The sequence below is a fragment of the Luteitalea sp. genome (assembly GCA_009377605.1).
Taxonomy (GTDB): domain Bacteria; phylum Acidobacteriota; class Vicinamibacteria; order Vicinamibacterales; family Vicinamibacteraceae; genus WHTT01.
This window is the reverse complement of record WHTT01000058.1, coordinates 1-20,176: the sequence shown is the minus strand read 5'-3', so window position 1 is coordinate 20,176 and position 20,176 is coordinate 1. Positions and strand designations below refer to the sequence as shown.

The 20,176-nt window shown below is 65.4% G+C and carries 17 protein-coding genes; 7 read left to right on the top strand and 10 right to left on the bottom strand.

Annotated elements, in window-relative coordinates; translation table 11 throughout:
• Positions 1-3 precede the first annotated feature (3 nt).
• Entirely contained in the window at positions 4-1,965 is a 1,962-nt protein-coding gene (locus GEV06_18480) for a PQQ-binding-like beta-propeller repeat protein (GenBank protein MPZ19878.1), read from the top strand.
• Positions 1,966-2,062: 97 nt separating this feature from the next.
• Here the strand turns inward: GEV06_18480 and GEV06_18475 are convergent, their stop codons facing one another.
• From GEV06_18475 to polX, 7 genes are all read right to left on the bottom strand, one after another.
• A complete protein-coding gene (locus tag GEV06_18475; protein ID MPZ19877.1) occupies positions 2,063-3,298 on the bottom strand; it encodes an ROK family protein in 1,236 nt (411 codons plus the stop codon).
• A 135-nt stretch (positions 3,299-3,433) separates the two neighbouring features.
• Positions 3,434-4,678, bottom strand: coding sequence for an MFS transporter (locus GEV06_18470; protein MPZ19876.1), 1,245 nt, complete (start codon positions 4,676-4,678; stop codon positions 3,434-3,436).
• A 40-nt stretch (positions 4,679-4,718) separates the two neighbouring features.
• Complete coding sequence (locus GEV06_18465) at positions 4,719-5,726, bottom strand: TIM barrel protein (protein ID MPZ19875.1); 1,008 nt, start codon at positions 5,724-5,726, stop codon at positions 4,719-4,721.
• Positions 5,727-5,934: 208 nt separating this feature from the next.
• Positions 5,935-6,540, bottom strand: coding sequence for a hypothetical protein (locus tag GEV06_18460; protein ID MPZ19874.1), 606 nt, complete (start codon positions 6,538-6,540; stop codon positions 5,935-5,937).
• Between the two features lie 63 nt (positions 6,541-6,603).
• A complete protein-coding gene (locus GEV06_18455) occupies positions 6,604-7,068 on the bottom strand; it encodes a hypothetical protein (GenBank protein MPZ19873.1) in 465 nt (154 codons plus the stop codon).
• A gap of 48 nt (positions 7,069-7,116) precedes the next feature.
• Positions 7,117-7,917, bottom strand: a complete 801-nt coding sequence (locus GEV06_18450; protein ID MPZ19872.1) for a hypothetical protein — start codon at positions 7,915-7,917, stop codon at positions 7,117-7,119.
• A gap of 173 nt (positions 7,918-8,090) precedes the next feature.
• Positions 8,091-9,821, bottom strand: coding sequence for a DNA polymerase/3'-5' exonuclease PolX (polX, locus tag GEV06_18445; GenBank protein MPZ19871.1), 1,731 nt, complete (start codon positions 9,819-9,821; stop codon positions 8,091-8,093).
• Between the two features lie 34 nt (positions 9,822-9,855).
• Between polX and murB the strand changes: the two genes are divergently transcribed.
• The gene (gene murB / locus GEV06_18440) at positions 9,856-10,920 is read left to right on the top strand and encodes a UDP-N-acetylmuramate dehydrogenase (protein MPZ19870.1); all 1,065 of its coding nucleotides are present in this window, start codon (positions 9,856-9,858) and stop codon (positions 10,918-10,920) included.
• A gap of 2 nt (positions 10,921-10,922) precedes the next feature.
• The gene (gene murA / locus GEV06_18435; protein MPZ19869.1) at positions 10,923-12,200 is read left to right on the top strand and encodes a UDP-N-acetylglucosamine 1-carboxyvinyltransferase; all 1,278 of its coding nucleotides are present in this window, start codon (positions 10,923-10,925) and stop codon (positions 12,198-12,200) included.
• 89 nt (positions 12,201-12,289) lie between these two features.
• Here the strand turns inward: murA and GEV06_18430 are convergent, their stop codons facing one another.
• The 3 genes from GEV06_18430 to GEV06_18420 form a co-directional block, all read right to left on the bottom strand.
• On the bottom strand, positions 12,290-14,269 hold the full coding sequence (locus GEV06_18430) for a hypothetical protein (protein ID MPZ19868.1): 1,980 nt from the start codon (positions 14,267-14,269) through the stop codon (positions 12,290-12,292).
• Positions 14,244-14,915, bottom strand: coding sequence for a hypothetical protein (locus GEV06_18425; GenBank protein MPZ19867.1), 672 nt, complete (start codon positions 14,913-14,915; stop codon positions 14,244-14,246). The genes GEV06_18430 and GEV06_18425 overlap by 26 nt, the downstream gene beginning before the upstream one ends.
• 290 nt (positions 14,916-15,205) lie before the next feature.
• Positions 15,206-16,300 (bottom strand): transposase, encoded by a 1,095-nt coding sequence (locus GEV06_18420; protein MPZ19866.1) that lies wholly within the window; start codon positions 16,298-16,300, stop codon positions 15,206-15,208.
• Between the two features lie 140 nt (positions 16,301-16,440).
• Here GEV06_18420 and GEV06_18415 point away from each other — a divergent pair, with 140 nt between their 5' ends.
• The 4 genes from GEV06_18415 (at position 16,441) to GEV06_18400 (ending at position 20,106) form a co-directional block, all read left to right on the top strand.
• Positions 16,441-17,253 carry a hypothetical protein gene (locus GEV06_18415; protein ID MPZ19865.1) on the top strand — a complete coding sequence of 271 codons (813 nt, stop codon included), beginning with the start codon at positions 16,441-16,443 and terminating at the stop codon, positions 17,251-17,253.
• Between the two features lie 11 nt (positions 17,254-17,264).
• Positions 17,265-18,221: a hypothetical protein gene (locus GEV06_18410; protein MPZ19864.1), complete on the top strand. Its 957-nt coding sequence runs from the start codon at positions 17,265-17,267 to the stop codon at positions 18,219-18,221.
• Positions 18,218-18,766, top strand: a complete 549-nt coding sequence (locus GEV06_18405; GenBank protein MPZ19863.1) for a phosphatidylglycerophosphatase A — start codon at positions 18,218-18,220, stop codon at positions 18,764-18,766. The genes GEV06_18410 and GEV06_18405 overlap by 4 nt, the downstream gene beginning before the upstream one ends.
• A gap of 236 nt (positions 18,767-19,002) precedes the next feature.
• Positions 19,003-20,106, top strand: coding sequence for a CinA family nicotinamide mononucleotide deamidase-related protein (locus GEV06_18400; GenBank protein MPZ19862.1), 1,104 nt, complete (start codon positions 19,003-19,005; stop codon positions 20,104-20,106).
• The last annotated feature ends 70 nt before the right edge of the window (positions 20,107-20,176 follow it).

Genomic DNA, 20,176 nt, shown 5'->3' with positions numbered 1-20,176 from the left:
ACGATGGCCAATACTCACGATAAGCGTCTTCGGAAGTGGCACACCGGCACTGCATGCCTGCTGCTGGCTTGCGGACTCCTGCTCGCGATTCGTGTTGGCCGGGCACAGACAAATGGGTCGAAGCCGGTCAGGCCGCAGACGGCTCCGTACAGGACGTGGAGTGACTATGGCGGCTCACCGGATGCCGCACAGTATTCGGCGCTCAGCCAGATCGATCGCTCGAACGTGGGCGAGCTGCAGGCCGTCTGGACCTACCCGACCGGGGATGGCAAGAACTATCTGTTCAACCCGCTCGTCGTGGACGGCACCATGTATGTCCTGGCGAAGAACAACTCGATTGTCGCCCTGGACGCCGCGACCGGACGGGAAATCTGGGCGCGTCCGAACCCGCGGGGGCGTATCACGACCCGCGGGATCAACTACTGGGAGAGCCCGGATCGATCGGAGCGCCGTCTGTTGTTCTCGAACGACAACGACCTGCAGGCGATTGATGCGCGAACCGGCGAGCCGATCTCGTCGTTTGGCGTGGAGGGCCGTGTCGATCTCAGAGAAGGCTTGAGGCGCGATCCCGCGACGATCTCGGTGCAGTCCACGACTCCGGGGAGGGTGTTCGAAGATCTAATCATTCTCGGCTCGGCGACCAACCAGGAGTACGAGTCGGCGCCTGGGGACATCCGGGCCTACGACGTACGGTCCGGGAAACTGGTGTGGGCGTTTCACACGATTCCACACCCAGGTGAGGTGGGGTACGAGACGTGGGCCGAGGACGCGTGGAAGACCGTCGGCGGCGCGAACGCCTGGGGAGAGCTGTCGGTCGACGTGCAGCGCGGGATCGTCTACATCCCGACGGGCAGCGCGAAGTACAACTTCTACGGCGCCAACCGCAAGGGGGCCAATCTCTTCGCCGACTGTCTCCTCGCGCTCGATGCAAGGACTGGGCGCCGCATCTGGCACTTCCAGATGGTGCACCACGACATCTGGGATTACGACAATGCCACGGCGCCGAAGCTCCTGACGGTACGGCACGAGGGCAAGCTGGTCGACATCGTCGCGCACGCCGGCAAGACAGGCTTTCTGTATGTCTTCGACCGCGTGACCGGGGCGCCGCTGTGGCCGAGCGAGGAGCGGCCCGTTCCTCGCTCCCATATGCCTGGAGAAGAGACCTGGCCGACGCAGCCGTTTCCGCTTGCCCCTCCGCCCTTCGCTCGCCAGACATTTACCGAGAAGGACCTCAGCCCGTTTATCGACGATCCTGTAGAGCGAGCCCGTTTTCGTCAGGCGATTCGCAACGCACGGAACGAGGGCATGTTCACGCCGCCCGGTCTTGCCGATACCATCCAGATGCCCGGCAACAATGGTGGGGCGAACTTCGGCGGCGCCGCCGTGGATCCGACGCAAGGCACCATGTTCGTCGTCTCCAAAGACTTTCCCTCCATGTTGAAGCTGGTACCGCCACCGTCGACCGCTTCGGCGCCTCTCGGCGCGGCCGATCCAAGCTCGATTCGCTATACGAGCACGTTCGGCTTCATGATCACCACGAGTGGGCTCTCCGCGGTCGCACCGCCGTGGACGACATTGACCGCCTACGATCTGAACACGGGCACTATCACATGGCAGACACCTCTCGGCGAGGTCCCGGAGCTTGCGGCGAAAGGGTTCAGGGACACCGGCGGGCACTTCCCGAAGGTGGGGCCGGTGGTCACCGCGGGAGGCCTGATTTTCACGGGGACGCGCGATCGGCAGATCCGCGCGCTGGACGTGGACACCGGGAGGGTGTTGTGGAAGGCGGAGGTCGATGCGGCGATTGAGGGCATTCCCGCCGTGTATGAGGTGAACGGGAGACAGTACGTCGTCTACTGCGCGGCGGCGCGAGCAACGACGCGTACGCATGCCAGCCCTGGACATCCCGCCTCGGACTCGCCGATCCCCGGCGCGTATGTCGCGTTTGCGCTGCCGGATCGGTAAGCCGTTCCTGGTTCTTGGTCCTTAGTTCTTAGTTCTTGGTGCGCCTTGGCATCGGGGTGATAGGCGCACTACGCACTACGCACCAAGAACCAAGGATCTATGCAGCCGAGCGGCCGTTGCGGCGGAGCTGTTGACGAATGCGCTCTCTGGCTTCCGTCATCGCGACGAGCAGGCTTCCCCACAGCGATGCGGTCTCCTGCAGCTCGGTCGCCACGATTTGCGGCGGACTGGGCACGATGCGGCTGACGATCCGCCGCAGCTCTCGGGCCAGGAGGTCGCTCTGCGTCATGAGCGGCCCGCCAAGCACCACGATCGAGGGGTCGAGCACGATGCTCAAGTTCGCTGTCGCCATTCCGAGAAGTGTGGCGGCCTCGTTGACGATCTGTCGAGCCTTGGCGTCGCCATGACGAGCCGCGTCGAACAAGTCGCCGATCCGGCCCTGTTCATCACCTGCGCTCGACGCCGACCAGCGCGCCGCCAGCGCAGAGCGGCCGGCGAGTGTCTCGAGGCAGCCGCGCGAGCCGAAGTCCTTCTCGACGTACTCGCGGCCCATGCACATGAGAGCGACCTCACCGGCGAGGAAGTGATGGCCGTGGTGCAGCTCGCCGTTGACGATGATGCCGGCGCCGATGCCAGTGCCGGCGACGAGGAACGCACAGGTATCGTGTCCACGCGCGGCACCTCGCCACCGCTCCCCAAGGATGGCGAGATTCACGTCGTTCTCGACCACCACTGGTGCACCCAGCGCGCGGCGCAAGATGGCGGCCATCGGCACTCGCGACCAGCCCTTGAGGTTGGGAGCGAGGTCGACCACCATGCCTCTCTTGCGATCGACAGCACCCGGTGCGCCCGCCGCAACCGCGAGCAGCCGCCCGACCGGAACGCCGCTATCGCGAAGGAGAGCCCGCATTTCCTTGCCGATGCGCGAGAGCAGGGCAACCGGGCCGCGCTCTTTCGGGGTGGGAATGAGCCGCTCGCTCACCAGCTCGCCGCGCAGGTCGGCGACGGCGAGCCGGCTCTGTGTGATCGCGAGATCGATACCGACCACGAACCCGTGTCTGGCGTTGAACTCCATGAACGAAGGACGGCGACCACCGCGCGACGGTCCGGCGCCGAGATCCCTCACCAAGCCGCTACGAATCAAATGGGACGACAGGCTCCCGACGGTCGGCGCCGACAGACCGGTCACCTCGCTGACCACGGCGCGGGTGAAGGGCCCATCCCGGTCCATTGCCACCCCGAGAACCCGTTCGAGGTTGAACGCCCGCAGCTGCGCGGCGTCCCGCCCCCCATCCTCCGCATTGACTTTCGACGCTGCACGCCTGACTGTCATTGTTCGCAACCGAATACTATATATCTCTTGCGACCGGCCGAGATCATCCCGCCATCCAACGTCTCGAGTGTCCGTGCTGCCCACGATCGAGTGCGTAACACGCAACGGTCGTGAGGCGTCCCGGGCGTCGTGACGCTACTTCGCGAGCGCTGCGGCACCTTGCTGATCACTTACCAGAGCTTCATCTCGAAAGAGAACGCCAAAGCCGAGCGTGACGAGCGTCGCAAACGCAACAGGTATGATCCAGAATGTCTGCCATGCATTGAGGTCTTGACGAGCATCGCCTGTCATCATGCTATTGAATAGCCATCCTGCGACCAACGTGCCCAGCCCTTGACCTATACCATAGGTAACTAGGACGAACAAGCCTTGCGCCCTGGCGCGAATATCTAGTGTTGCCTTCTTATCGATGTAGACCTGACCTGCCACGTACACGAAGTCGTAACAGATACCGTGCAGAACGATACCCGCAAGGATCATCCAGGTGATGGCGCCTGGCGCCGCGAGGGCAAACAACCCGTATCGTACTACCCAGGCCAACATCCCGGCAAACAGGACCCACTTGATGCCGAATCGTGCGAGCGCGAACGGCAGCAACAACAGGAACAGCACCTCGGCCATTTGGCCGAACGTCATCTTGAAGGCTGGGTCCGGGATCGTCGTCGCACTGAGAAAGACTGGCACGTACGCATAGTAGGTTGCCAGTGGAATGCTGGTCAGCAACAAGCTGACAAGAAAGACGAGAAATGGCCGGTCTGCTAACTGAGCCAAGGCATCCTTGCCCACGACATCGCTCACGGAGACCTTCTTACCAGACGCGGGTGGTGGGACTGCTGGAAGTGTGAGGCAATAGAGACCGAGCAGGATTCCGGCTATCCCCGCAACCTGCATCGGCACGGCGGTTGTGTCTGCGTGTAAGACGTAGCTAACAAGGAAGCCAGCCGCGATCCACCCGATCGTGCCAAACATGCGGATCCACGGGAACTCTCTCTCGCGGCCCCGCAGGCCGTGAAATGCCATCGCGGTTGCGAGGCCGACCGTCGGCATATAGCAGAGCATGTGCAGGAACAGGAGCGTGAGGAACAGCGGTGTGGAGAGCAGCCACACACCGGCTGCAAGCGGCGCGAGACACACGAAGAGGCCGCTCAGCACGTGCATCACGGCCAAGACCTTCTGCACTGCGAAGAAGCGATCAGCTACGAGACCGAGAAAGAATGGGGAGACGATGGCGCCAATTGGGCTGGCCGTGTATGCCCAGTAGATGGCGTCGGTCATGCCAACGCTTGCCATGTAATTGCCGGCGGTCGCGTACCATGCACCCCAGACGAAGAACTGGAGGAACATCATGATACCGAGGCGACACCTGAGCAGGCCGGTCATACGGTGAAGGTCACTTCCATTGGCGCGTCGTCGTGTGATCTCAGCGAGTAGCTCGAGACGCCGCCATGGATGTCGTGTGCGTGAGCGTGGGCCGCGCCCCCGCCGCGGCCGCAGTGGTCGCGACGAGACCCTTCATGTATGCGAGGGCGGTCTCGTTGGCGCTGTCGATGTCTTCGATCCCGGCGAGCTGGTGGTTCTTGATGCAGGGCAGACAGTACTCCGACACGAGAAAGCCGTCGTAGCCCGCGCGCTCGAGCTCGCGCAGGTATGCGGGATAGTTGATCAGCCCGCCGAACGATGGCGATAGCTGTTGAACGGGCGTGCCATCCGGCGACAGGCCGACGTTCCAGGCACCATAGTGACTCAGGACGATTCTGTCGCCGCACTTCTCGGTCGCTTCCTTGATATAGTCATCGCTCTGACGTTCCTGGAACAGCGGCGCGTCCAGGCAGAGCTTCACGTTCGTCCTCTCGATCTCATGCACCATCATCAAGGCGTCTTCGTACCCTGGAGCGATCAGCGGGGCATGGTTCTGCAGCGCCAGCGTCAGGCCTCGATCGGCAGCCCAATCTGCAGCCTGCCGGATACCAGCGACGGCTCGATTCCAGCGACGCAGATCGGCGGGATAGAGCCGCTTATAGTGCTTCCCGCGCTCGTACGCGCCGTAGATGCCCGTGTCGTCTTCGTCGTCGATGATGCCGGGCCAGGCCGCGAAGACCTTGACGAGGTCGATCTGGAGGTCCTGCGCGAGCGTCAGAACTTCCTTCATCATGGCGAGGTTGTTCTCCCGTTCCTCCATGAACGGGCTCGCGAAGTTCGACATGCTCTCGACCGCACACAGCGCGATGCCCTCGCGGGCGGCGACATCTCTGATCTCCGTTCTGTCCTCCGGGCTCAAATCGAGCGGTGATCCGACCGGTCGCTTGGCCTCGATAGAGAGTCCGTCGAAGCCCAGGCGCTTGGCTCGGCGAATCTGCTCGACGACCGAGAGCGCCGGGCCGTCATAGAACAACCCCGAATACGAGACGGTAAGCAAGGCGAACTTCATCACACCTCCTGGTCTGTGTAGGACGGCACGTGGGCACGGTACGGCGCTAGTGGGCTGTATCAGTCATTTGTGAAGCGCCTTGCGGGGGCGGGAGTCCGCCTGGCGGCGTTGCTCGTCGGTCATATACCGCCTGTATGCTCCCTCCTCGCGCCGTGCCAGCCGGGCGCCGCGCTCCGCCAGCCCCTTCACAAATGACTGAGACAGCCCACTAGTCCTTCAGGATCTCGCGCCACACCCGAAGGAAGTTCCCTCCGAGCACCAGGCCGATCTGGTCATCCGAGAAGCCACGTTGGCTCAGGGGCTGCAAGAAGCTGTCCCGCTGCTCGTACATGGATTGCAGCTCGACCTCGGTGTGGCCGGGATGCGCCCCTCCCCGGGGATCGCCCTTGTCGTGCCCGAACCAGCCGACGCCGGTATGCTCGACGCCCACCAGGTTGGCGATATGTTCGATCTCGTCGGTGAGCAAGGGGTATGGCACGGTCTGGCTTCGGGTCAGGATATACCGAACGCCCACCAAGCCGCCCGTGGCCGCGATGGCCTTCACCGCAGCGTCGCTGTGCTGCCTGGGCGTGTCGACGAACGGCCGAATATTGGTGTGCGTCGACACGATTGGGGCGGTGGAAACCTCGGCGGCGTGGCGGATGCCGACCTCCGCGAGATGCGAGACACCGACCATCATACCGAGCCGGTTCATCTCTTCGATGACTTCGATGCCGAACGGGGTCAGCTTTCCGGCGCCACGGCCTTCCATGGCGATCCCGTCGGCGAGATAGTTCCGCTCATTGTGGGTCAGCTGGATTCCGCGAACGCCCATCCGGTAGAAGTCTCGGACGAGCGCCAGCCGTGTCGCGCGCGAGAAACCAGACTCGGGATCGACCTAGATCGGTTCGGCCCCCTCCATGTCGAGAAAGAAGAGCACTCGCTGCTTGTCGGGCTTCGTGGGAATCTCTGCCTTGGTTCTGATGACCGCCGCCTGCCCGCCGGTCTTGGCGATCTCCCGGAGGATCATGTCCAAGGTCTGCAGCGTGCCTTCCAGCATCTTGTGGTTGCCGCCACGCAGCTCCGGGTGCGTGCCGCCGACCGGCATGATCACGACATCGATGCCTCCCGCGAGGTATCGCGGCAGCATGCTGTCGACGAGCGGCGAGGATTCCCCGGCTCGAAAACGGTCATTGAACTCGTAGATGTCGCGATGACCCTCGACCAGGATGAAGTCGTACGGCGTCTTCGAGGTGCGAGCGCGCTGCGCGGCGGCTGCGAGTGGTCGTCCGCCGCCGAGCGCGGCGGCTGCTGCGACGGTGGACGATCGTTGAAGGAAGTATCTGCGCGTGACCTGCCCCATAGCGTGTCCGATCGTGCGACGAGATGTCCGACGTCGTCGAATCCCTGCTCAGAGACTGAACCGTGGGCCGAGGCGGATGGTACGCGGTGCCACCGCCGTGTTGAAGATGTGCATGAACGTGGAGCTCGTCACCGAGCCCGATGGGTTGCCGAAGAGAGTGTGGTTGAACATGACGTGGTGCGGGAGCCACGGATTGACGTTGGTCGCGCCGTCGGTCGTCGTGGCGTTGTTGTTCGGATGCTGACCGTTGACGAAGGTGCGCAGCGACCGCGCCGGCGTGTCGGTGAGGTCGTTTTGCACGGTGGCTGGCGTGGCCCCGGGAACCAGATTCATCAGGCTCTGATAGTTCCGGTAGGCTGGCAGCGGGACGTCGGTGATCTCCTTGGATCGCAGCTCGGTGTGTACGTCGGCACGATCGGTCTGGAGAAGCGCCGCGCTAGAGGCGACGGTGACGGTCTCGGCGAGCGTGCCAATCTCCAACGTCACGTCGACGCGGCTCACGGTGCCGGCGGTGACCGGGACACCGGTTTGGATGAACTCCCGGAAGCCCTGGAGCTCGACCTGGAGATCGTACGGGCCGGCGAGCGCGTTGGCAATCGTGAAGTTGCCGCGCTCGTTGGTGACGCTCGTCAGGACCAGGTTGGTCTCAGTGTTGGTCGCGGTGACAGTCGCGCCCGGCACCGCCGCACGCGAGCTATCGGTGACCGTGCCGACAATCGTGCCGTACAAGACCTGTGCGTCAAGGGGCGCGGCGGGCCGAGTGGTCGCGAGGAGCACGACGCCGAGGGATAGGCGCCGGGCCCTCCTTCTCGAGACGGCGGGGAAGGCCTTGAACCAATCAGCCAGCATTTGTAAGCATCTTAATAAACATAGGCGCTACTTGGGAAGGAAAATTAACTAATCCGCCAGCTCGTGAATGGATGCGGCGGCCGTGGCTGTGTGAGGCAAGGCGGTCGGCGGTGAGCGGCTGGGGCGAGAGGGCGGCTCACCAGGCACGGCCGCGCCAGGCACGGCTCGATGAGTTATCCCCGCGCGTCTCTCGAGCGGCGCCGCAGCGCCCGTCGTACCTCGTCGAGCGGACGCGTGTTCAGGACGTCACCTGCCTCGATCCAGCCCCGGCGGGCTGTCATGACGCCCCACTCCAGGACGCCGAAGGCGCGCGCCGAGTGGGCGTCGCTCGAGATGACCAGCGTGGCGCCCCGGTCGCGTGCCAGCCGCGCATGGGTATCGCTCAGATCACGACGGTAGATCTGGCTGTTGATCTCCAGCGCCACGCCGCGCGCTGCGGCTGCGTCGATCACCCGCTCGACGTGGATGGCATACGGGTCGCGCCGCAAGAGCATACGTCCCGTGGGGTGACCCAGGACGTCGACGTAGGGGCATTCCAGCGCCCGCAAGACGCGGTCGGTCATCTCTTCGGCGCCCTGGTTGAAGGCCGAATGGACCGAGGCAATCACGATGTCGAGCTGTGCAAGACAGTCTTCCGCCAGATCCAGCTGCCCGTCGGGGCGAATGTCACACTCGACACCGGCGAGCACCGTGATGCCGTCGAGCCGCGCGTCAACCTCACGGATACGCTGGGCGTGGGCCAATGCCCGCGCCTCGTCGAGGCCGTTCGCCATGGCAAGCGCCTGACTGTGATCGGTGATCGCAATGTAGGACAGCCCAGCCGCCTGCGCCGCGCGGGCCATCGTCTCCACGTCGTCTCGCCCATCAGTGGCGGTCGTGTGCATGTGGAGATCGCCGCGGAGGTCGCGGTGCTCGATGAGCCGTGGCAGCGCGTCCCGCTCGGCGGCTTCGAGCTCGCCACGCATTTCCCGCAGCTCCGGTGGGATGATGGGAAGATCGAGCGCGGCGTAGAGCGCCTCCTCGCTGTCACCCGCGAGGCGCCGCCCATCGCCTGCGCGAAACAGGCCATACTCGTTGAGCTTCCAGCCCTTCTTCAATGCGCGGTCCCTGAGCTCGATGTTGTGCAGCTTCGATCCGGTGAAGTATTGGATGGCGGCACCGCGGCTCTCCGACGTGACCAGCCGGAGATCCACTTGATACCCCTTCAGCAGCCGCACGCTCGACTTCGTCTCGCCTCGTCCCAGCACACGCTCGACGTGTGGATGACCGACGAAGGCGGCCATCAGCTCACCGCCGGCACCACACGCAAGAATGTCGATGTCGCCGCAGGTGTCCGCGCCACGGCGCAGGCTGCCGACGATGTCGAGGGTTGCCTGGGGCGCGGCGCTGCGGAGGTGCGCGACGACAGCGGTGGCGATCTCCCAGGCGTCTGGGGTCAGGTGTCGGCCCGCATGCTGGCGCCATTCATCGATGGCCTTGAGGATGAGCTGTTCTCGCTTCGTGCCCAGCCCTCGGAGCCCACGCAGCGCACCGCTCTTGGCGGCCTGCTCGAGCTCCTCGACCGACTGAATGCCGCGCGAGCTGTAGAGCAGAGCGACCGTCTTCGGACCGATACCTTGCAGGTGCAGGAGGTCGAGGACGCCGGGAGGGAACTCCGCGAGCAGCTCCTGATGATACCGGCACTGCCCACTCTCGACGAACTCGCGGATACGGCCGGCAATGTCTTTCCCAATCCCGGGAATCTGGCGGAGCGCCTGGTCGGGGAGGTCAGCGACACGCTCGCCCGAGTCGGCCACCGCGCTGGCCGCGTTGCGATACGCGCGGACCCGGAACAGGTTCTCGCCCTTGATCTCTAGGAGATCGGCGATCTCACTGAGCACGTGCGCGATGGCAGGATTGTCCACGGTGTGATCGCGCTCATTATAATGGCGGCGATGGATGACCCTGCGTTGCGGTTCTCACCGAATGCCCACACTCGGACTGCGCTCCATGAGCGAACGTGAAGGGCATCATCGCTTGATCGAGCTGCGCGACCGCCTCATCGCACGCTTCGGGCCCCACCGCGTACTCGCGGATGTGCCGCTCGGCCCGTATACGACCTTCAAGGTCGGTGGCCCAGCGGAGCTGCTCGTCGAGGCGCGCTCGTCCACGGAACTCGTCGGGGCGCTCGAGCTGGCCCGCGACGCGGGCGTGCCGGTCACGCTGCTCGGTGGTGGCTCGAACGTGCTCGTGGGCGACCTTGGTGTGCGCGGCCTGGTGCTGCGTGCTCACGGCGGTGCGATTGATCGCGCGTCCGCTGGTCGGGTGCGTGCCGAAGCTGGCGTCACCATCAATGGGCTCGTGCGTTGGACCATCAGTCGGGGGCTCGCCGGTCTCGAAGCCTGGGCGGGGACGCCCGGCACGGTTGGAGGAGCAATCCATGGGAACGCGCACTTTCAAGGCCGCCTCGTCAGTGAGCTCATCGCGTCGGTGGAGCTGGTCACGCCTGACGGTCGACGGGCAGAGCGGCCGGTGAGTGAGATGATGTTCGGCTACGATACGAGCCGCGTCCAGCAGACGGGTGAGGTGGTATTGGCTGCCACGTTCATGGTCGAGCCCGGCGATCCGGAGAGCCTCCGACGCGTTGCGCGCAGCTCTCTCACATATCGCAAGCGCACGCAGCCGCTGCACATGCGCAGTGCCGGTTGCATCTTCCAGAACCCGCATCCAGCGGAACCGCTACCGCCTGGTGTCCCGCGGTCGGCTGGTGCGCTCGTGGATCGAGCTGGTCTCAAGGGAGTACGCCAGGGCGGGGCTCAGGTCTCCAGCGTGCACGGCAACTTCGTCGTGTCGGACGGAGGGGCGTCTGCATCGGATATCCGTGCCCTCGTGGAACGGTGTCGCGATTCGGTCGCGGCAACGACGGGGATTACCCTCCGTGACGAGGTCGTGTACCTCGGGGATTTCGGTGACGCCGCTGCGTCCGATCCAAGCCCAGGCCGGGATGAACGGTCAGCTGAGTAACCATGTCTGTCCTACGTATTGTCGGCGGCCGGCCTCTGCGCGGCCGGATTGACGTCGACGGCAACAAGAATGCGGCGCTGCCGCTCATCGCCGCCTGTCTACTCACCGATCAACCGTGCACGCTGCACAACGTGCCGCGCATTCGTGACGTCCAAGCCATGCTCGAGCTCTTGCGGGGCTTAGGCGCAGAGGTGAGTGGCGGCGGCACCACCGACGTGACGATCTGCTGCGCGAAGCTGTCGGGGGATCAACCAGACCCGCAGCTGGTCGGCCGTCTTCGCGGCTCGGTGCTGCTGCTTGGGCCGCTGCTGGCTCGGCAGGGCCGGGTACAGCTTGCGCCGCCCGGCGGTGATTTTCCCACGCGTCGCACGATCGACACCCACGTACAAGCGCTCAGCGCACTCGGCGCCCGCGAGTTGCCGGCCGAAGCCGGGCACGTGTTCGAGGCGCCGGAGGGGAGACTTGTTGGTGCCTCGTTCTATTTAGATGAGGCCTCGGTGACGGCGACCGAAGCGGCGCTGCTTGCGGCGGCCGCGGCGGAGGGTGTCACCGAGATTCGACACGCCGCCTGCGAGCCGCATGTCGTCGAGCTCTGCCGCTTCATGCAAGCGATGGGGATCGACCTGGAGGGAGAAGGGACGCCGCGTATCCGAGTCCACGGGACACGCCGTGTTCGCGGTGCGACGCACACCCTGAGAGGCGACTACATCGAGGCTGGCAGCTGGGCAGTGCTCGGCGCGGTGACGAGCGGGGAGGTCGAGATCGTCGGCGCGCACCCGGACGATTTGGAGCCCATCACGTCGGTCATGCAGCGTATGCGCGTTGACTGTCGCCTGGATGATCAGGTGCTGCACGTTGGGCAGTCTTCTTGCATCGCTATTCGGCGTCTCGTCACGGGGCTGTGGCCCGGCTTTCCAAGTGACATGGTCAGCCTCATCACGGTCCTCGCAACCCAGGCCGAGGGGCGCACGCTCATTCACGATTGGATGTACGAGCTGCGCCTCTTCGCGCTGGAACAGCTGAGTGGAATGCGGGCCGATCTCTTTCTCTGCGATCCGCACCGCATTGTCGTTACGGGGCGCACGCCGTTGCGAGGCCGCGATCTCGATAGCCGCGACCTGCGATCCGGCATGGCGCTCATTGCAGCGGCGCTTGCCGCCGACGGGGAGAGCTCGCTCGCCCCGCTCGAGACAGTCGAGCGCGGTTACGCGCGCCTGGTCGAGCGGCTCACGTCACTCGGCGCGCAGGTAGAGCGGGAGCCAGTGGTGAGTTCTCGGTAGCGCCGCCTCGCCAAGGCGGCCGTGACGGCGCGGGAGGCTGACGCGCCCTACCATCGCTGAGAGCTGACTCACAACTCACAACTCACAGCTCAAGAAGGCTTCCGTGGCGGCTTCTTGGACCGCGGTTGCTCCGGTGGGGTGTCCGACGGCGTGGTCGGCGTCGGTATCGGACCGGGGAGAGGCGAGAGGCCGGGCGCCTGACCTGGCTCTTGCGGTTGCGCCTCGGGCTCTTGCTCGACCGGTGGAATCTGCTGCGGCTCGGGTTCCGGCTCACGGGGCTCAGCCGGTGAGGAAAGCGCATCGCCGCCACGGCTCCGAGCGTCGGAGCGCAGCCGGAACGGCCGCAAGTCTTGCTCGATGAGATCGAGCACGCGCACGATGCGTGGAGTGATCATCAAGACGATATCGGTCTGCTCCGATTCCTTTTCGTTGGCGGCGAAGAGGCGGCCGATGATGGGGAGGTCGCTCAGTCCGATCACAGCGCGCAGCACGGTCCGCTCGTCGTCTCGAATGAGTCCTGCGAGCATGTTCGTTTCCCCGTCGCGCAAGCGGATGGTCGTCCCGATCGATCGATTGCCAAAGATGGGGATGTCGGCGAACCCAGCTCCTGCCAGGCTCGTCACGTCAATCTGCAAGTCGAGCGAGACATCGTCGTTGTGGTGCGTGCGTGGCGTGATCTCGATAGCCACGCCCACCTGCCGGAACTCGAACGAGGTAATGTCTTGCTGGGCAACACCACCGGTCGCGATGGGCGCGAAGGTGACATTCGGCACCGGCACTTCTTCCCCGAAGACCGCCGTTGCCGGGACGCCGTCGGAGGCGCGAAGCTGCGGATTGGCGAGCACGCGAGTGTGACCATCCTCCTTCAGGAGCCGATAGAACAATCGCGGCAGGCCCGTGAACACGATGTCACTGCGGCTGAGCGTTCGGAGATCCTCGAAGGTGACCGTCTCCTCGCCGTCCCCGATCCCAACCGCACCGGATGGTCCAGCGCTATTGGGCGACGCGAGCTGCAAGCCGTACTCCTTGAAGCGCCGGCGGTCTACCTCGAGCAGCTCCACGTCGATGACGACTTCCGCGCGGGCCTTGTCGATGGCATCGATGATGCGGCCGGCCGCATCGATGCGCTCTGGCGTGTCGCTGATCGTGATCGCGTTCGTCGCAGACACCGTCGAGATCCGCCGGCTGTCGATGACGATGCGGAGTAGGTCGAGCGTTTCTCTGAGGTCCGCGTTGCTCAAATAGAACGTGCGGACGACATCCTCATCGTACTCGCGATGCTTGGCGGCGGTGTCGGGGATGATCGTAATCGTGTTGTCGCCCGTCGAGCGGTAGAAGTGCCTCGTGCTCTTCGACAGCGAGTCGAGTGCCGCTTGCAGTGTCGTATTGCGGAGGTCGATCGACAGTGGCACGTTGCGAAACTCCGGATCGAAGACGATACTGATGCCGGAGAATCGGGCGATTGCGGTGTAGATGTCGAGGCTGCCGGCGTCGCGGAACACCAACGAGTCCGGCAGCTCGATGCCCGTCGGCAGCTCTGCAGCCGTGACCGAGAGGGCGCGCGCTCGTTCGACGAGCGATTCCAGCTCTGTCTGGTCACTCTCACGTACGATCAGCTTCGCCTTCAGCTTGCCGCGTGTGTCCCGGAGCGCTTGTTCGACGTTGCTGGCGCCAGGGTTCAGATCTGCCGCAAGCTGATACTCGATCAACGCCTCCTCGAGCTTGCCCGCACCTGCAAGGCGGCGGCCGCGCTGGAAGTGCTGATCGGCCGCGCGCAGGCGAGCGCGCTGGAGCGCCCCTCGCGCCTCGACACTATCGGGCTGGGCGCGTACGGCTCTCGTATACTCGACAATGGCGCGATCGTACTCGCCGACACGCTCGGCCGCGCGACCACTGCGCAGGGCTGCGCCCGCGGCGCATGCCACCGCGGTAAGGCCCGCGAGCAGGAGGGGCACGAGCCGCCAGAGACGTGCCGCGCGGCGCCGGGGCTGGCTCCACCGGTGGCCATTCGTCGTCGAGCGTGCAGTGGGCGCCTGCTGCACGTCAGCCTTGCCTGATGACATCCGCATCGCGCGGGATTTCGAAGACGAACCGATTGTCCGAGAGGCCGACGTTCTCACGCAAGTTCGTGAAGGTAAACGTTGACGTGCCGCCTTGTCCGTCGCGAGTCACGAGCTGCCGAAGCGCCAGACTCTTGGCATCGACCACCAACACCAGCCACTCATACTCCGGCTCTGGCTTTTTCGGTGCGAGCTTGAGCGCGCGTGTCCCTGACGGCCACGAGCTGTCGCCTGGCGCCGCAACCGTGAAATCGCGCAGCAAACTGCCGTGACCCGAGAGGAACAAGACCGGCGTCGACGCGCGGTCCCCTGTAGGGAGCCCCTGCACCATGACCTGATGGTCGGCTGGTACATACGAATAGATTTGACTGCCGTCCGATACGAAGAGCTTGCGCTCAGGGGCGGTGTACTCCCAGCGCATCCGGCCCGGCTTCTTGATCGATACGCGCCCGCGCTCGATGGTGCGCTGGCGGAGCACGCCACCCTGATACGCCTGCTCGAAGTCTGCGGTGAAGTCGCGCACGCCGTCGTAATGCGTCTGCACCTGGCGAGCGAGGCTCTCGGCGGCGGCCTGTTCAGCTCCCGCGCCGCGCGCATCGGACGCAAGCAGCATCGTCACGGCCAGGCCGAGGCCCGCTGAAACCGTCGAAAACATGGCTTTTCGCACCACTGGCCGGATGATAGCACAGGCTCAGGAAGGAGCGAGGGGGGAGGGGGGTGAGGGGGCATATACGTTAACCTAATATCCAGCCTTTCAGGAGACTGGGAAGAGCAGCAGATTGCAGTCTACGACGACGGCGACCATCATGAAGGTCGCGATTGAGTTCACCGCGAGCCGTAGCATCCATGAGCTGTACCAATCCAGGTGACGGGCACAGTGCTTGCCGCAGAGCATGGACGAACACCGCCGTCCAGCGCCACAGTGTGGGGATCGGCGCGATCCCCTTAGTGCGGGACCGCCCCGAGTTGTTGGAAGCGGTAGCCCCAGGGGGAAATCGCGTGGGCGGTGCGATAGAGCGTTTCCAGGAGCAAGGCCACGACCAGCTTGGCCAGGATCCAGCCGTGGGCGGCCCGCGGATCCTTGTGGGGCAGGCGACTCAGTTTCAGCAGTTGCTTGAGGCGCTTGAACGCCAGTTCGATTTGCCAGCGAAAGCGATAGAGCTCCAGCACGTCGCCCGCCGCCAGCCGTGTCGTCGGCAGGGTGGTAAACACCATCACGACCTGCGCGGCCTCCAGCGACCGGGGATGGGGCCGCTTGCCTTTCTTGGTCGCCGCCTTGACGGCGCGCCGCTTGGCCTTGGCCGCGAGGGGGGCGGGCAGTTTCGTGGCGATGACCCGGCCGTCGATGTCGGCCCCCTGCGGATCGCGCAACCGGACCGGCCACTCGCCCACCTGCCCGACTTTGAGACGACGGGCATGGCCCAGCGCCCGAAACGTCCGCCCGCTCAGGGCGCGCATCGGCGCGTGCGTCCACCGCAAGCGCAGCAACACGTGCGCCTGCGCCGCGCGGGCGGCGGGCCGCAGATAATTCCGGTCGCCGAGCACCACATCGCCCGCTCGCATGGGCGTGCGTTCCAGCAGTTCGCCCCCGTGGGCATCCGTCAGTTCGTACCAGTCGCAGGTCAGGGTCGTCAGGTCCAGGGCATAGTGGACCCGCCAATCCGTGCCCGTGCTGGCGGGGCCTTGCACCGTCGTGCTGTCCACGACCCGGGGCCGCACGCCGTGCGGCAATCGGGGAACGTCCCGCAGCTCGCGGCAGAGGCCGGCGCCAATCCAGGCCAGCCATGTCGCCGACGTGCGCAGGCGCTTCAGCAGCGCGACCTGCGACAGCGCCGCCACACCGCTGGCCCGGGCTTGGGCGACGGTTTCGCGCAACCCGCCGTCGTTCACCGCGTGAAACAGCAGCAGGCGCAGGAGCACGGCGGGATCGTCCAGATAGCGCGCGCGTCGAAACGCACCGCAGCTTCGCGCGGCTTCCCGCCAACCGGACGGCAGCATCGATTGGATGACTCGCCATTCGTCATTCGGGGCAGGTGTCATGCAGCACAGGCTACCGCTGGTCTGCGTGCGAGGTCAACTATTAGGTTAACGCTTATGCCCCCTCACCCCCTCACCCTGTTACCCCCTCACCCTGTCACCTTGTCACCCTGCCGGCTTTGCCCCACAATAAGAACGTCGCTATGCCCGATCCCGCCCGTCAGCCCATTCCGGCGACGTCAACGCTCGCCGACCATCAAGCGGTTATTGAAAAGCTGTTATTGTCTGGCCTCGACCAGTACTTTGCCGGTCAGTACGAGCGCGCGATTCAAGTGTGGACGCGCGTGTTCTTTCTCGATCGCACTCACGCGCGTGCGCGCGCCTACATCGACCGCGCGCGCAGCGCGATCGCTGAGCGACATCGCGAGTCCGATGAGCTGCTCGCCGGCGGCTTGAGCGCGCTGAGCGCGGGTGACGCCCAGCGGGCGCGCGATCTGCTCACCTCGGCGGTCGATCGTGGGGGATCGGAAGTGGAAGCGCTTGCCGCGCTCGATCGTTTGAACCGCCTGACGGCGTTTACCGCAGGCGGCGGGCACGCGGAGGCGAGCGAGCCCATGGGACCGGCGCCTGTCGCACGCTCCTTCCGCGTGGGCGTCGCGCCGCAGGCGGTGCTCGCCGGTGCTGCCGTGATCCTCCTGAGTGCGGCCGCCTGGCTGGTGCTCGACTGGAATCGTGTGTCGGGCTGGTGGCTGGGAACGCCGAGCGTGCAGGCGGTCGCGGCACCGGTGACGGCGGAACGCTTACCGCTTCCGGACCCCTCGGCCGTCGTGTTGGCGCGCGCGCGGGCCCTGTACGAGCGTGGCGACCTCGCGGAGGCGTTAGTCGAGCTCGCGCGAGTCCCGCCTGGAGATGCGCGATCGACAGAGGCGACCGCTCTGCGTGTTGAGGTTCAGCGCGCGGTGCTGAGCACGATTCCCGATCGGACCGCTCCTCGGCCGGCGCCGACGGATCGATAGAATGCCCAGCGATGAGATGTCCGAAGTGCCAATACATTAGCTTCGACACCGAAGAGCGCTGCCGCAATTGCGGCTACGACCTCTCGTTGGTTGCCCCATCGGCGGAGCCGGAGCCGGACCTGACGATCTCACGGAGCGAGCCCGACGAGACCTCGTCGCCCGCCGATCTCGACCTCGCCCCTGAAGCACCCAGCGCGGACGACTCCTCAGTGCCGCCCTCCGTACCAGAGCTGCCGGACAACGCGGAGCCGCTGGACCTGCCACTCTTCGGAGAGGAGGGGGCGCGCCGAGCACCGGCCGGACTCCCGCCATCGGCCCGAGCGCCTCGCTCACCGCGCCGTCCGGTTGTGGTGCGCGGATCCGACGCTCCTCGCTCGCCGCAAGACCGAGAGAGGCCCGAGCCAACCTTACTCAGCGATCGAGAGGAGGAACATGAGCCCTGGGAGGGCGGGCTCACCATCGGACGCCAGCGGGAATCGTATTCGGCAGGCAGGTTCGAACCGGAGAGTCACGACATCGGTGATGTCGAGCAGCGGGTCGACGAGCGGCACGAGCTGCCGGCACCACTGGACCGACGGGTGGTCGCCGGCCTCGTCGATGCGTTCGTGCTCTTGATCATCGACCTGACCGTGTTGTATTTGACGCGTCGCGTTACGGGAGTCTCCTGGTCGGAGCTTCGCCTCCTACCGCTCGCACCACTGATTGGCTTCTTGGCGCTTCTCGACGCCGGATACTTGGTGACGTTCACTGCCGCCTCGGGCCAAACGATTGGAAAATCGATCATGCGGCTTCGCGTGGTGGGCGAGACGTCGAGCCGGGTCCCCCTGGGCAACGCCATCGTCCGCGCCGTGGTGTACCTCGTCTCGGTTGTGCCGCTGGGGCTCGGTCTTCTTCCGATGCTGTTCGGGAGCGACCGTCGCGCCTGGCACGATCGCATCACCGGCACAAGGGTTGTCGTGACGGAATGACGGGATCACGGGATCAACGAGGCCAGAGATGGAGCAGAGGATCGCGCGAACCTCTTGCTCCCTCGGTCCAGAGACCCCTCGTCCGCTCGGTGGCGTTGGTCCTTGGCACCGGTGCAGGAGTGGGCTACATCCCGTTCGCGCCGGGCACATTCGGCTCGGCGGTGGGGCTGGTACTGTATGCTGCACTTCGCTTCGGCGGCCAGCCATGGCTCGAGCTCGTCGCGATTCCAGTCATTTACCTCACAGGTGTTTGGGCAGCCACGGTGGCCGAGCGACATTTCGGCCACGACGATCCCGGGCCGGTTGTCATCGATGAGATTTTCGGCATGCTGCTCACGCTGACGCTCCTGCCAGTGGGCTGGACGGGTGCCTTGGTGGGCTTCGTGCTCTTTCGAATCTTCGATGTCCTCAAGCCACCGCCGTGCCGACGCGCAGAGACCCTTCCCGGCGGCTGGGGGGTCATGACCGATGACCTCTTTGCCGCGTTGTATGCCCACGTGGGGCTCCGTGTGCTGGTCGCGATTGCACCGAGTTGGATGTTCTAGCGGGCCGCGGCCTCTGGCCGCGCCCCCCGACGCTCACTTGCGAGCCCCGAAACGTGACTCACTACGTCAAGTTTCGGTTTCTCAAGGGTTCTGATGCTGCTACGGCGTGCCGCGATTGTCGCAATTGGGACGGAGCTCTTGACCGGCGTGCGCCACGAAACCCTCGGTGAGCAGGTCGCGCGCGAGCTGTCGACCCTGAGCATTGAGACGGTGTCAGCGCCGTCGTACGCGATGAGGTGGAGGAGATCGACGCGGCGCTCAAGCACGCCCTCGCGCGCGCAGACCTCGTGATTGCAACTGGCGGGCTCGGCCCCAGCGACGATGATGTGACGCGCCAAGCCGTGGCGCGTGTGTTGGGCCGCCAGCTAGTAGAGCAGCGAGACATCGTTCATGCCATCGAGGAGCGCTTCGCGGCGCGAGGGCTCGTCATGCCGCGGGTGAATCGTCGTCAGGCGCTCGTCTTGGAGGAGGCCACGGCTGTGCCCAATGCACACGGCACAGCACCGGGACAATGGGTCGAGCAAGGCGATCAGGTGATTCTCTTGTTACCGGGGCCACCCCGTGAGGCGCTGCCGATGTTGGCAACGCTGGTGGTTGGCTCGCTTGCTCGGCGCGCCCCAGGGGCGCGAGAGGAGAAGCGCACGCTGTGCATGACGGGCGTCACCGAGTCGCAGGTGGAGCAGACGATGCAGCCGCTTTATGCGCGGTGGCGCACGCAGCCAGTTGGCATTGGCGTCACAACGCTCGCGTCGCCCGGCCTGGTCGAGCTCCATTTGCGAGCGCGGTCCGAGCGCGCAGGCGCTGCGGCGGAGGTGCTCGACCGGGCGGTCGCCGAAGCCTCGGGCGTGCTGGGCGACCATGTGTTCAGCCAGGGCGAACCACTCGAAGCGGTCGTGGGGGAGTTACTGCGCGAGCGCGGATACCGGATCGCCGTTGCGGAATCGTGCACCGGTGGGATGCTCAGTGGCCGCCTCACCGATGTCGCGGGGAGCTCTGCCTACCTGGAGCGCGGCGTCGTGGCGTACAGCAACGCGGCAAAAGTGGAGCTGGCCGGCGTTGACGAGCGGCTCATCGAGCGCGAAGGCGCGGTCAGCGAGGCCGTGGCGCTGGCCATGGCCCGCGGCATCCGCGAACGGGCGCGCGTGGAGGTTGGCCTCGGCATCACCGGGATCGCCGGACCGACGGGCGGCACGCCGGCCAAACCGGTCGGGACGGTCGTGATCGCCGTCGAGACGCCCGGCGGTGCAGATGTGCGCACATTCCGCTTCAGCGGGTCTCGCTATCTCGTGCGTACGCACGCCGTCCAGGCGTCGCTCGACCTGGTGCGCCGGCACCTCTGAAAACGGGGACAGCCCCACTACTGTCCGGTTAAAAGTCGAATAGTAACAACTGGTTAGGGTCACCACTTTC